This window comes from Pelagibius sp. Alg239-R121 (genome assembly GCF_947331435.1).
GTDB lineage: Bacteria > Pseudomonadota > Alphaproteobacteria > Kiloniellales > Kiloniellaceae > Denitrobaculum.
Map to the genome: position 1 here is coordinate 35904 of NZ_CAMZOF010000009.1, position 12740 is coordinate 48643.

The 12740-nt window shown below is 51.2% G+C and carries 12 protein-coding genes; 6 read left to right on the plus strand and 6 right to left on the minus strand.

The features are described from left to right. The first annotated feature begins 6 nt into the window (after positions 1-6). The 6 genes from QMZ18_RS36975 to QMZ18_RS26710 all read left to right on the plus strand — a co-directional run bounded on the left by QMZ18_RS36975 (position 7) and on the right by QMZ18_RS26710 (position 4831). Entirely contained in the window at positions 7-582 is a 576-nt protein-coding gene (locus QMZ18_RS36975) for a hypothetical protein (protein WP_322097356.1), read from the plus strand. Then, positions 583-795: a hypothetical protein gene (locus QMZ18_RS26690; RefSeq protein ID WP_282609437.1), complete on the plus strand. Its 213-nt coding sequence runs from the start codon at positions 583-585 to the stop codon at positions 793-795. 49 nt (positions 796-844) lie between these two features. Then, positions 845-1120, plus strand: coding sequence for a hypothetical protein (locus QMZ18_RS26695; RefSeq protein WP_282609438.1), 276 nt, complete (start codon positions 845-847; stop codon positions 1118-1120). A gap of 176 nt (positions 1121-1296) precedes the next feature. Beyond that, a complete protein-coding gene (locus tag QMZ18_RS26700; protein ID WP_282609439.1) occupies positions 1297-1749 on the plus strand; it encodes a hypothetical protein in 453 nt (150 codons plus the stop codon). A gap of 490 nt (positions 1750-2239) precedes the next feature. Then, on the plus strand, positions 2240-2689 hold the full coding sequence (locus tag QMZ18_RS26705; RefSeq protein ID WP_282609440.1) for a hypothetical protein: 450 nt from the start codon (positions 2240-2242) through the stop codon (positions 2687-2689). 12 nt (positions 2690-2701) lie between these two features. After that, entirely contained in the window at positions 2702-4831 is a 2130-nt protein-coding gene (locus QMZ18_RS26710; RefSeq protein ID WP_282609441.1) for a LamG-like jellyroll fold domain-containing protein, read from the plus strand. Here QMZ18_RS26710 and QMZ18_RS26715 read toward each other — a convergent pair. The 6 genes from QMZ18_RS26715 to QMZ18_RS26740 all read right to left on the minus strand — a co-directional run bounded on the left by QMZ18_RS26715 (position 4789) and on the right by QMZ18_RS26740 (position 12547). Then, positions 4789-6648, minus strand: a complete 1860-nt coding sequence (locus QMZ18_RS26715) for an asparagine synthase-related protein (protein ID WP_282609442.1) — start codon at positions 6646-6648, stop codon at positions 4789-4791. The genes QMZ18_RS26710 and QMZ18_RS26715 overlap by 43 nt on opposite strands. Before the next feature lie 70 nt (positions 6649-6718). Next, the gene (locus QMZ18_RS26720; protein ID WP_282609443.1) at positions 6719-8194 is read right to left on the minus strand and encodes an asparagine synthase-related protein; all 1476 of its coding nucleotides are present in this window, start codon (positions 8192-8194) and stop codon (positions 6719-6721) included. A 383-nt stretch (positions 8195-8577) separates the two neighbouring features. After that, positions 8578-10053: a hypothetical protein gene (locus QMZ18_RS26725; protein ID WP_282609444.1), complete on the minus strand. Its 1476-nt coding sequence runs from the start codon at positions 10051-10053 to the stop codon at positions 8578-8580. 617 nt (positions 10054-10670) lie between these two features. After that, positions 10671-11186 carry a hypothetical protein gene (locus QMZ18_RS26730; protein WP_282609445.1) on the minus strand — a complete coding sequence of 172 codons (516 nt, stop codon included), beginning with the start codon at positions 11184-11186 and terminating at the stop codon, positions 10671-10673. A gap of 16 nt (positions 11187-11202) precedes the next feature. Continuing rightward, complete coding sequence (locus QMZ18_RS26735) at positions 11203-11805, minus strand: hypothetical protein (protein WP_282609446.1); 603 nt, start codon at positions 11803-11805, stop codon at positions 11203-11205. Next, a complete protein-coding gene (locus QMZ18_RS26740; RefSeq protein WP_282609447.1) occupies positions 11792-12547 on the minus strand; it encodes a MotA/TolQ/ExbB proton channel family protein in 756 nt (251 codons plus the stop codon). Before QMZ18_RS26740 ends, QMZ18_RS26735 begins: the two co-directional genes overlap by 14 nt. Positions 12548-12740: the final 193 nt, after the last annotated feature.

Below are 12740 nucleotides of genomic sequence, written 5' to 3' on the forward strand. Positions count from 1 at the left end.
CAAATCATGACGGAAGCGATCGAAATTCCGGCGCACTGGCCGGTGCTCGGTGCGTTGGACTTCGGATGGGATCACCCGACGGCTGCCGTCAAGCTGGCCTGGGACCGGGATGCGGACTGCCTCTATGTCACCCATGCCTATAAGGCGAAACAGGCGACCCCGATCATTCATGGCGCGGCCTTGAAAGCCTGGGGGGCAGGCCTGCCGTGGGCCTGGCCGCACGACGGCCTGCAGCATGACAAAGGCAGCGGACGGATGCTGGCCGAGGTGTACCGCGAGCAGGGGCTAGCCATGTTGAAGGAACACGCACAGTTCGCCGACGGCTCCAACGGGGTCGAAGCCGGACTGATGATCCTCCTGGAGCGGATGCAGACCGGGCGCCTGAAGGTCTTTGCCCATTTGAACGAATGGTTCAGCGAATTCCGTCTTTACCACCGTAAGGACGGCAAGGTGATCAAGGAGTACGACGACCTGATGGCGGCGACCCGCTACGGCCTGATGAGCCTGCGCTTTGCCGCGCCGGCGGCACGGCGGATCCGCCCGAAACTCGCGCGTAGTGACTATGACCTATTTGGAGATTGAATGATGGGCGGACTGATTTCACCGAAGAAACCTAAGGCGCCGCCACCGCCACCGCCGCCACCTGAAAAGGACGACAGCGAAGTTCAGGCCGCGGCGGCGGCCGAGCGGGAACGTCAGCGTAAGGCACGTGGCCGGGCGTCGACCATCCTGACCGGAGGAGACGGCCTGACCACCACCGCCCGCACGGCCCGCAAGCAACTGCTTGGCGAGTGAATGTAATGGCGCAGAGATCCAGCAGAGCTGAGAAAAGGACAGGCGATTCATGACGATAAATCTGATAGCGAACGATGAGAACGCCGGTTGGCGGAACTGGAGCGGGGGACGGGGAACCTTCACGGTTGCCGGGGCTTTCGGCGGCGCGGCGGTCAAGCTGCAATACCTTGGGCCCGATGGCGCGACAGCATTGGATGTCGGCGGTGATGTCACTCTGGGCGCTCCCGGGCTGGCGAACTTCGAACTGGGCGCAGGGCGTATTCGCGCCGAGGTCACAGGTGGAACGCCGGGCGGCCTCTATGCCCGCGTGTCGCGGATTCCATGAGCGCCGTCTTCACCGCCTCGACGCCCGCGGCCGGGGACTGCAGCTGGAAAGGCGATACCCGGCCGGGCTATCGCGGCGGAGAGTCTGTGGCCTACCTCGCCGGCGCCGTGATGCAAACGGAATCGGGTTCTGACCTGACGACCGAGACCCTGGCAAGTTTTACCACGGAGTAAGCCATGACGAAGTTTTCCGAACTCGCCACGACCAGCGTCCTGGGCGACGCGGATTTGATTGCCCTGACCCAGGGCGGTGTGTCCAAGGCCATGACGGGCCAGTCCCTGAAATCCTCGATCCCGGTCAGTCTGGCCGGGCAGAAGGCGGCCGTAACCTATTTCGAGCCAGAGCCTCTTGAAGGGGATGTGACGCTGGTATTCAAGATGCCGGCAGCTGCGCGGCTGGACAGCGTCGATTTCAGCCTGGCGGCCGGCAGCGTGACCCTTGCCGTCAAGAAAAACGCTGCTGGTCTCAGCGGCTTAAATGCAGTTGCGGTGGCGGCATCCGGGCAGGCGGGAGCCTCGGGCACCGGCAACGACAATGACTTTGCGACGGGCGATAAACTATCCGTCACTCTGTCGGCGATATCTGCGGCGTCCCATTTGGAGGCGAGTTTCAACTTTACGCGTTTGTAGATGCGAAGCGGCGGCGATGGCGCAGCGGTGGTGGCGCGGGTCTGTGGCCATGATCCTTGGCGGCTTCTGGTTTGCCATGCGGCACTGGCTTGGACCGGCCAGCGCAAACGGCGTCTGCAGGCGCAGAGGACGCTCATTCAGGTATCACCTGTTCGAGCCCCGGCGGCCTCAACGTTATAAGCCTGATCGTCATAAGCCTGAAGGCCCGCCGTCAAAAGGTTGCGGGGCAGAATTCACTAAGCTCAAGTCCAATGAAGACAGGCGCGTTGGATTGCGGCCGTCGGGACGTTCCAATTGCCTCTGCTGGGCGCTTCGGACTTTCTGGAAGCGTCGCCGGCGCGGCGCGTTGGTCGTGATCTGGTCACCGCGTTCGTCCAAATGGCACGCCGGTTGGAGCCGGAGCGTCCCAAAAGACTTCACAAGTTTCACGCCACGGAATCCCAAAGAGAGCCGGTGGCTCCTGCTGAACAAAATCTGGTTCGAAGGCCAGGTGAAAAAGAGAAGGAAAGAACCAATGGTCACAAGAATTCCCAACGCCGCGGCACTCACGCGCTGCAACGCACAGGTCGACCGTCTGGATGCAGGCGCAGGGCCGGGTTACATCGAACTGCGCACCGGCACACAGCCCGCCTTTGGCGATGACCCGGCGAGCGGGGTGGTGCTGGTAACGATTGCGCTACAGGACCCCGCGTTCGGCGACGCGGCCGACCAAAACCCCGGCGCGCGCGCAAGCATGAACGGCACGCCAAGCGCCAACGCCGGAGCCGACGGAACGGCCAGCTGGTTCCGTGCCTACGATAGCGACGCGAACCCGGTTCAAGACGGCGCGATCACCGCCACCGGCCTCGGCGGCGAAATGGAGATCGACAACCCCGTCATCAACAGCGGCGCGACGGTGACGATCACCTCTTGGAACGTCGACGAACTCGAATCAGCGTAAGCGAGGATTGGAATGGCTCTTCAGTTTGACGGTTCTTCGGCGCGTGTTGATTATCCGAGTATATATATTCCTGTTGGAAACCCATTTTCGTTTGCCTGTAGGTTCAAGCTAACTTCGGCAACAGGGAATCAATATCTTCTGCTCATCGAATCAGGAGAAAACGATTTCGGATTTACAGCGTGGCTGAGAGAGGACTCTGGTCAACAGAGTTTGGCAGTTACTTGCTCAAGTACGATTAGCAGTACTTTGAAGTATGCTATTCCTCAGTCATTCCCAACTAACACTTGGTATGATTTGGTTGTGACGTGGGATGGAGCAGCGTCAGCGACTGGTGTTCATATCTACTTGAATGGACAAGAGCTGAGTTATGCTACTTCAACAGATGGTACACCGCCACTTCGTGCGCAGAATGGCAATTGGCTTGTTGGAGGTCGTGCAACAGATAACCTGCGCAATTTGAATGGCTGTCTCGCAGACCTTGGTGCTTGGAGCTCAATTATATCTGCCAATGAACGCGCAAATTACTCCGCAGGTCGTCCACCAGCAACAGTACGGTCAGCGGATCTTGTTTTCGATGTTCGCTTCATCGAGGGAAATACGACTGAAAATGTAACATCAGCTGTTGGGGCGCTGAATGGAACGCCAATTGCGCATCCGCACCCGACATTCGTATCAAATATTAGTCAGATAACTCCAATAGCGATACAAACACTTGCATCAGACAACAATAGTCCAATAAGTAACGCAATAGGTGCGCAAATCTCTTCGCCGCATTCGCCTATTATTGCATCTTTATCTGCAGAGATCACAACAACTCCAAGTTCAACAGTAACATTGACTGATCAGTATGAAGGTGGGAATACAGATGTTACAAGAACCATAATCGAAGCTCCAGATTCGCTATCACCTACGGTCACTGTCTACGCAAGACCTAACGTCAATGTTGAGGGCGCACTACCTAATCCGATTTACTATAGCCTTGCTTTCAAAATCTCCGGAATTTTGGGAAAAATGCCAAAATTTCGACTCAATCTATCTCATTCAGTTCCATACTCTCTTTATGGAAGCGAAGGTTGGCCGGTGGCTTGGCGACCATGGTTCAGTTATGATGAGATAACATGGCACAGAATGGACAATTCCAGCGTAACTGGGGGCTTTCAAGAGGTGTCAAACTCCACCTCGTTCTCTCAAAACACTGTATATTTTGCTACTCGTCCACCGTACAATCCTTCAAGAGTTCGCGCTCATATCGATAGCATTAAGTTCAATCCATTTGTTTCAGAACCTCCAAGCTCAACGGGTAATGACTTTGTCTATGGATTGAGTTCAGCGACAACGCGCGATGGCGATGGATTGCCGGTACCGGCGCTTGAATTAATAAGCTATCGAATTTCAGATGATGCAACCAGTGCTGCAGATGGAAGCCCGAAGCGCAAAGCCGTATTTATTGCCGGACAGCACGCGTCAAAGGACCAAGGAAATTGGCAACTGCAGTCATTTGTGGATTTTTTGATTGATGGTGGTGCAACAGCAAATGCGCTTCTCAAAAACTGGGAGTTTTTTATTTACCCGATGGTTAATCCTTCTGGTCGTTGGGGAAATGCGTATAGAGGAACTTTACAACAGAGTGAACGTGATCAAGACCCCAACAGAGATTGGCCTGGCGGAAACTCTTCTGGTCGACTGGATGTAGTGGAAGCGACGAGAACTGCAATAGAAGTGGATACTGGAAACTCAATAAGTGCTTTCATTGACTTTCATGGCCGGTTTCGAGATCCTGATTCGATATTCAGGTTTCCAAACGTAACGAATGATGCATTTATCTCACATGTAAACTCTGTATATCCAGTTGTTTCAGTTGTGAGTACAACAGCCGGAGGAGTTTCTGAGACTTTTTACCGTGACGTCTACAACGTACCATTGTCTATTACATCCGAAGGCGCGGGCTTCGTAACATCAATATCCGATTATGCGATGCTCGGAGAAGCGTTGGCGAAGGGGCTTCACGATAGTTTCGAAGCCGGTCTGTTTCAAATAAAATTGCTTCAGGGAACTAATACGCTGCCTTCAACTATCCAAGCTGCTCACAATCAGAATGTTCAAGTACAGGATAGAGGACGTTTCGTCTCTGAATTTTGGTGAATTGGTTTTTCCATTGCCGCTTGTGTCCATCTCGCGTACTCGATCAATTGAAAGATGAATCGCGGTGTTTGGAAGTCGCCGTCATCCGGCGCTTGACGAATCTTATTCAACAAACTCGTATTTAGATTGAGTTTCAGTCCGAAAACTTCCTCAGGTAGGCTTTGGTTTTCCTGTATACTAGAATTCATTAAGTTTCTTTGAGAGTCATTAGCCATGCCATGACCCAAAGACCAAATCGATTGCGGGCGATAACCAAATATGCGTCCGTAAGTGCGCAGTAACGATTTTCTTGCAAGAGTGTCAATAAACAGAAGCAGTTGATTTTTTAAGTTAGGGATTATTGGTGAATTTTCTTCGTCTCGGGGAATTTTAGCTAAATGGGGAAAGCTATTAGCAAGTAGTTGGCGCTGGAGGTAGCGTTTGTCCAATCCAATGCGAGGCATTGTAATCCATCGATTGAGCAATTCTTTATTGTAAAACGGAGCAATCACATCAAACTTTTGCCCAAGCATTAGCAAGTGCGACGAGATTAGTCCTCGCTGTCGGTTTTCTATGTCCCACAGTACCGCCGCCTGATAGGGTTTCTCAGTCTCAGACAGTTCCGAATGAATTTCACTCCTGAAATGGTCCAAATCAAATTGGAAACCCAATACATCTTGAAGAAGTGTCATCTGGCTGGTGGGAGGGATTAATACCTCCATTAGCTGATCAGTGACTTCGTCGTATGATTTCAAGTCGTGAGTAGGAAACCAATCACTCAAATGGCTACCTGCTATTGGATCGGAGAGGAAGCCATGAATCAGAGGTGCACCTTCACGATCATCAATTTCAAAAAGATTTGTGATCTGTGTTGTTTTGCTATCTCCATGCCCCTCCATAGTTGACATAAAGAGAGGTAGTTTTAGGTAATAATGATCTAATGGATATTTGAGTATTTTATGATTTACGTCTAAGGTTTTTGCAACTCTGCGTGCAGTTCTGAGCTCTCTATGATGCCACCGACCGTACGTGAACGTATTTAGATCTAAGTTACAGTTCTTAATCGTCGCTGCTAAAATTCTAGAATCAAATCCGCCACTTAGTGCAACATTGATTGGGGAGTCTCCATGTTGCGTATAGCGAACAATGCTCTGTGATAGCGCTTTTTCAAGGTCAACTAAAGCTTGGTGTAGATATGTATCCGACCTAATTTTGCCTTCTATACGAAGGCGTCTAGGGCGAGTTATTTTTTCACCAATTCCCAGTGACCATTCGAAAACTTCACCAGTTTGCGCTCGGGTAATTTTTTTATGTAGCGTTCGGCCAGAAAGTGGGTAGCCCATCATCATAAATTCAGCAACAGAGTTTCTATCTGCTGTTCCTATCGCATCAGGAAAAATAGAAACTAAATCAAGTATTTTGCTCGAAATTATTAAACCATCTGACGTGTGGCACCGATACATTGGCATTAATCCAAGTGCATCGGATTCAATCTTGAAGCTGGTTTCAAGGCTATGTATTAAATTGTATACTTGAGCTTCTGTTTCCAGATGCCTATGCCAAACTTTCCAGTTGTTGTCACTGTTTGCGATTTCAATAGAACGGTTGGAGAGAATTTTACCTGGTGAAACATGGCTTACAAGTAACGGCTCCTCGGTTGAGGTATCTGTTTGATGATCATGTGTGTTGATCGCAAAGAAGTAATTTTTAGAACGGATAATTTGAAAATTTTTGCTTTTACAGTGTTTTTCGAATGCGTGTTGAGTTCCAGTTGCGAAAGTATTTTTCTCGCGCGGAACAAAAATTAGAAATTGTGATGTAATAATATTATCAAGCACAAAAAATAGTCCCTAGAGAATTCCTAAATAATGACAAATTTTATCGCATTGTGTATTGTGTTATTAATATTTATATAAATTTATAGTTTTCCATTTGATTTATATGATTAATAAGTAACGGTTGGAGCCATTTGAAATCAGAGTTTCGACCAGTCAAACTTCCTTTTAGAAATCGCGAATAAATAGATCCTGTTCGAATGAGAGAATCTTTTTTTAGTATTGATAACAAGTTTATCAGTACATGAATCAACGTGCGTCGAACCTGCCATGAGTTGGGCGGAGGCGATATCTGAGTGCTTGTATATGGAAACTCATCAAACTCGGGGTAAGCCTTAGACAGGACATTTGCATGAACGGCAATACGACTGTGATCGTTGCAAGAAGAAACGAAATCAAAAAGATCGTTGTCTAGGAAAGGCGTATGAACCAACGGAATTGTGTGCTGAAGACCGAAGGTGAATGTGCTGGTCGTGCGACGGGTGCGACTCCAAAACTGGAATGCTGCTATAGGATGTGGTTTGTCAGCGTGAAGTTTTAGTTCTTCTACTAGGCGAGTTATCGCACGAGCTCGATTGAAGCGTTTGTAGGCCTCTTTGTCTAATATGATGGACAGGGCCTTTTCTGAATCACCAAGCAAATCTGAAGCGAGTGCTTCGAACGCTCCTTTTTGGTATAATCTTGCACGCTTATCACTGTACCAGATTGTGTTAAAGAAAACGTCCAAGCCGATACCGTCGTAACTAACCGCGGTGTTGGCTTGTAAGAAGTCTACAAGTGGCAACGCCCATCCATGATCAAGGGTGCAGAAGTTCGTATGCAGGTTTTTCCGTTTTTCGCAGGTTATCCCAAACCCCACAGGTGGAAGGACAATGTGAGGGAGTCCAAGCCGGCTTGCCAAAAGTTGGGCAATTTCGCTGTCTTCATTTGTTAAAGGTTTTGGAAAATTGGCTGTTACACAAGCTTTGGGAAAAGCGGATTGTCGCACCAATTCTAAAAGAATGTGCCGAGAGTCTTTACCTCCCGTAAGAGGAACGCAAAAATCGTCAGTTTGCGGGAGTCGCCGTTTGATTGCTTGGGCGAATAGTTCGATTATGCCATCTACGACCTCGGAATGTTTGAGGTTCTGCAGCTTTGGGGTATGGCTTTCATGCGTCAAATTTAGTCGGCCATTACTCCAAGTTAGTTTTGCGTTCGTTGGCATAGCGCGGATTTGTTTAAACGGCGTGTCTTCACCGAGAAACGTATGTCGGCGGATAAAAACAGCCATTGCATCGTTATCCCATTCGTTAGGGGCTCCGCACTCCAAAATCTTTGGAATTGAGTTTGATATGCAGAACTCATCCTTTCCGGAATAATAGAAAAGAGGAGACATGCCATAGCGGCAATTGCCCGCGGCTAGTGTCGTTCCATCCCAAGACCACTCTGCATATACGCCGTTGCGCGAACCATCTGCTTGGTCGATAGCGTTGCCATGGCGGTAAGACTCTTGGCCATCGGAGATGATGCCGTCTGGATTGTAGCGCAAATGTAAAAATGCAGGTTTCATTTATCTTTAAAGACTCTGCAATTTAAGAAAGTAAGTTACGATTGAACAATGATTGATGTTCAATCGTAAGTGATCCTTAAAGACGATTTCTGATCTGCTGTGGTGTGTTTAATTTATGTTACCCATGGACGCTATTCTGTAATCTTTGGCCAACCTGATTTCGATCTATTTCCGCATAGAGGGTTTCCCCGAACCAAGCGAATTGACTCACAGAATGAGACGGATAAGTGTCTAGGAGGGATAGGCAATTCCCCGAATACGTTTCGTTTGCTTTGCGAACGATGTTGCTTTTTTCGGGGCAAGCGCTGAGAAACAAAAGCTAATTGCATGAAAAATGCTGAGATCCGATGCGACGGTTGGTGCGTTAAAAATTCTGGTTGCCGCTAAATGGATCTCAAGTTTTCTAGTTGTTTTAGATGAAACACAAGGAGTGGCTGCAGCCAATCGTAGTCAGCGGAGTTACCTGAAAAGCACCCTTTTGTGAGCCTTGCAGCAACTGACAGGGACCTCATAGCCGAAGGTGTTTTAGACCGAGATAGTAGTTCCGATAGTAAGCTGAGAGACATTTGTCTAATTCGCCAAGAGCTTGGTCGATTGGGCACGCCAGACGTAACAAAAGGTGCTGAACTGAATTCGGGGTATGCAGCCAATAACGCATCGGTATGGATGGCGAAGTTCTCATCTGGACTGAGGGCAGTGACAAAATCGAAAAGTTCATGATCGAGATAAGGTGTGTGGACTTTGGGAACACTGTTTTGCAGACCAAATGTGAAAGTGGCGGTGTTTCGGCGTGTACGACTCCAGAACTGAAATGCTGCTATAGGATGAGGGGCGTCAGCGTGCAGTTCTATTTCTTCTGTTAGCCGCTGCAAGGCTTTTCGCCTACTGAATCTTTGAATTATTTCAGGTGTAAATATTAAAGAAAGTGCATTCTCGGAATCACCTAGAAAGTCTTCTGCTAATTTCTTAAAAGAACCCTCATTGTACAAAGCCGCACGTTTTTCACTGTGCCACATAGTGCTGAAGTATACGTCCAAACCTAAGCCATCATAACTCTCAGATGCATTGGCTTGGAGAAATTGAGTAAGGGGTAGTGCCCAGCCATGGTCAATAGTACAAAAATTTGTATGTAGGTTTTTCCTCTCCTCATCAATTAATCCACGATCAGAGGGAGGTATTATTACATGTGGTAGGTCAAGTTTTTTGGCCAAGAGGCTAGCAATTTCACTGTCCTGATTGGTAAACGGGGGTGGAAAGCTAGCGGTGACGCAGGCTTTAGGTAGACTCGATTGGCGCGCTAATTCTAAGAGAATGTGTCGAGAGTCTTTGCCGCCAGTCAAAGGTAAATAGAAGTTCTCTGATTCGGGTAAACGGCGCTTGATCGAGCTAGAGAATAGTTCAATGACACCTTCAATGATTGTTGAGCGCTTCAGATGTTGCAGCTTTGACGTAGGTCGATGACCTTTTATGGTCATTTGACCGTTCTGCCAGATCAGCTTAGCGCTTGGCGGCGTAGTGCGAATCTTTTTGAACGGAGTATCTTCGCCTAAAAAGCTATGGCGCCGAATAAAGACGGCCATCGCATCGTCGTCCCAATCAATTGGCGCGCCACGCTCTATAATTTTGGGGATAGAGTTGGAGATGCAAAACTCATTTTTGCCGCAGTAGTAGAAAAGTGGTGACATGCCGTAGCGACAATTACTTGCATGAAGCGTCGCACCGTCCCAAGACCACTCCGCATAGACACCGTTGCGTGTACCGTCATCTTGTTCAACGGCGTTGCCGTGATAATACGAGGTATCGCCTTCGGCTTTTATGCCGTCTGGGCCGCACTTAAGATGTAGAAACGCCGGTTTCATAAACTCTAGAGACTTTGCTGATTGCGGGTTAGATCAGCACAATTAACGTGTCAATCAATCATCAAGCAATGCTCCCAAGAAGACCTCCTGAAGCGTAATCCACTCAATTTATGTTACCCGGTGCAAAATAAATTCAACTTCCGGCCAATCCCCATACAGGCGGAAGTCGTGGTAGTGTAACACTATCAGGCGGTTAGAAAACTATAGTTTCGACGGATGTGGATTCGATGAGGGTTTGCAGCGTTTTTTAAGTCGGTTTCGTGATCTTTTGGCGTTCGGGGGTGCCTCAGGCGCCTGATGCTCTTCTGACGCCTGATGCTCTTCTGGCGCCTGACACTCTTCGGACGCTGGATAGTCTGCGAGTGGTGCATCGCGCGCGTTCAAGTTTTATGTCCGGCGCGGCGCTCCGGAAGGCGAGGGCGATTGCCTGGCGGCCGCCTGGGTGATCGTTGCGCGACGGCTTAAGGGGCGGCAATGAAGCGCCGGTCTTTCGTCGCTGCGTCGTGTGGGGTTCAGTCGTGCGAGGCCCGGATGTGCAGGCTTCGGGCGTACCAGGCCCGGGCGTGCGACGCTCGAGTGTTGGGGACAGTGAGTGACGGGCCGGCTTTTTCATGATGTCACTGATTATCCGGCGAGCGCTGGAAGATCTGGGCACCTGAATCCGCATGCTGCTTTTCCGGCGGCGTATCCTGCGGGGGGGCGTAGAACATCGGTTCCTGATTGTCCTGTCCGGACTCGGCGGGCCGGCGGATCTTGACGTCGGTGCCTTCCTGTTCGGCGCCCTGCTGCGCGGCGTGAAGCTCACGCGCGGTTTCTTCGGTCCAGGGCAGAACGTAGGAGCGGGGTTCGTCGATGCCGGCGACCGCAAGCCAGAGATAGATCGATTCTTCCTCGTCGATGCGTGCGGCCAGCACGCTTGCGTCTTCCAGGTGCTCAGACGCCCAATCCATCGCCACGGGTTTGGGACGGCTCAAAAGCGTTTCAAGGCTGATGTAGGCGACCGGCAGGAACAAGGACATGGTGACCAGCGCGGTGACCTTGATCCAGAGCCGGCGCGGCGACCAGACACTGATCTGGGCAAGGATCGCGACCAGGGCCACGGCGATGGGAAAGATGATGCGGATGCTGTCCATTAGGATTTCCTGGCCCTTATGATTTCCTGGCGCGCAATGCTCGGGGAAGATCGTGAACGCTGCCGGAGACGAGTTGGCCCTTTTCATCCAGGGAGAAGCGGAACGCGGTGAGTTCCTGGCCTTCATGCTCCAGCTTCACACCAGTCGCGAGGATCTGTTTGGCAGGGGCCTCTTCCGATGGCTTGACACTGATGACCACGGTGACGGGAATGGTGCCGACGCCGCTGAGGTTCCGGTAAAGATGGACGTTGACGGTGTATTCACCGCTCGGCACGCCACGGCTATAGGAGACCTCGTAGTTCATCCGCGTCGCGTCGGCCAGATTACCGAGGTCGTCGCGCAGCAGGTTGAATGAGACGCCACCTTTGTTGGAATAACCGACCGGCTTGTCGCCGGGCGCTTCGACCCAGAGGTCGACATCGCTGTTCAACTCATCGGGCCAGCGCAGTTCGACGATGACGTTGCCCGGTGCGTTGGTCTCGGCTTCCGCTTTTGCCGGCGGGTTCAGGTGCGGCAGCAGCAGCAGGACGATTGCGACGAAGCCGGCGAGGGCGAGGAAGATGATGTCGCGGAAGACCGTGTCGCCGGTGTTGTCGTCGAAGTGATCAAGCCCTTCCATGGCTCTCTCCGAATTCAACCAGTGCAGTGATCAGCCTGACGGTGCCGGCCGCCAGCAGTTGATAGTTGATCATCAGCCAGACATTGAGAATGGCACCGACCAGCGTGGTATAGAGTGCGGTCGACATGCCCTCGATCAAGGTCGAGACCATGGGCGTGATGGCGCTGACGTCTGAGGCCTGTTCCGGATCGACCCCCGAGAGAGCGATAATGAAACCGACGACGGTGCCGATCAGGCCGAGCAGCACAAGCGAGTTGGCAACGTTGCGGACCACGGCGATGCGGTGGGTCAGCTTCATACGCAGCGAGGAGGCCAGAAGCGACCGGCTGTCACCGGCCCGGCCGCGCAGGCTGGCGATGTAAAGTGTGGCATGGCTGTCGCGCAGTGGATCGAAATGATCGACCTGCTCCAGATCCCGGCTGGTTTCCCAGACCCGGCGGGCGCAGACGATCAGGCCGGCCAGGAAGACGAAGCAGATCGCGACCGAGAGATAGGTCTTATCCGCTGCGAAGGCGCGTTCGACCAAGCCCTGATGATAGGCGGCGCCAAGAAGGCCGGCCGCAATGATGTTTACGAGGGCGAAGCGGAGAACGAGAAGGTGCCGCTTGGGGCTGTTCGCCGAAGCCTTGCTTTGTGCGGTAAGCCAGGCGAGCTGCTGCGCGCCGGCTGCATCACCCTGATTTTCGATGTTCGCGGGACTTTCCGTATCTAACGAAAAGGGTGATGTTTGCGCGTATGCCATAGTCCATGACTCTCCAGATGTGACCGCAGTCTTCCGAAGGGTTTGGACAGCTGTTTTGTTCTGTTGTGCAGACTTCTCTAAACGACTGGCCATTCCGCCGTCTCCGGCGCCCGACCCTTCAGCCTATTCAGCCCGAATCATAGGGTGCTGATGGTTAACATGTGCTTACCAACAAATTTATATCGAACTTTAG

Excerpts from the sequence above, each read along its gene's own strand:
- QMZ18_RS26720 (WP_282609443.1), bottom strand. The coding sequence starts at position 8,194 with ATGAAACCTGCATTTTTACATTTGCGCTACAATCCAGACGGCATCATC.
- QMZ18_RS26730 (WP_282609445.1), bottom strand. The coding sequence starts at position 11,186 with ATGGACAGCATCCGCATCATCTTTCCCATCGCCGTGGCCCTGGTCGCG.
- QMZ18_RS26735 (WP_282609446.1), bottom strand. The coding sequence starts at position 11,805 with ATGGAAGGGCTTGATCACTTCGACGACAACACCGGCGACACGGTCTTC.
- QMZ18_RS26695 (WP_282609438.1), top strand. The coding sequence starts at position 845 with ATGACGATAAATCTGATAGCGAACGATGAGAACGCCGGTTGGCGGAAC.
- QMZ18_RS26725 (WP_282609444.1), bottom strand. The coding sequence starts at position 10,053 with ATGAAACCGGCGTTTCTACATCTTAAGTGCGGCCCAGACGGCATAAAA.
- QMZ18_RS26700 (WP_282609439.1), top strand. The coding sequence starts at position 1,297 with ATGACGAAGTTTTCCGAACTCGCCACGACCAGCGTCCTGGGCGACGCG.
- QMZ18_RS36975 (WP_322097356.1), top strand. The coding sequence starts at position 7 with ATGACGGAAGCGATCGAAATTCCGGCGCACTGGCCGGTGCTCGGTGCG.
- QMZ18_RS26710 (WP_282609441.1), top strand. The coding sequence starts at position 2,702 with ATGGCTCTTCAGTTTGACGGTTCTTCGGCGCGTGTTGATTATCCGAGT.
- QMZ18_RS26740 (WP_282609447.1), bottom strand. The coding sequence starts at position 12,547 with ATGGCATACGCGCAAACATCACCCTTTTCGTTAGATACGGAAAGTCCC.
- QMZ18_RS26690 (WP_282609437.1), top strand. The coding sequence starts at position 583 with ATGATGGGCGGACTGATTTCACCGAAGAAACCTAAGGCGCCGCCACCG.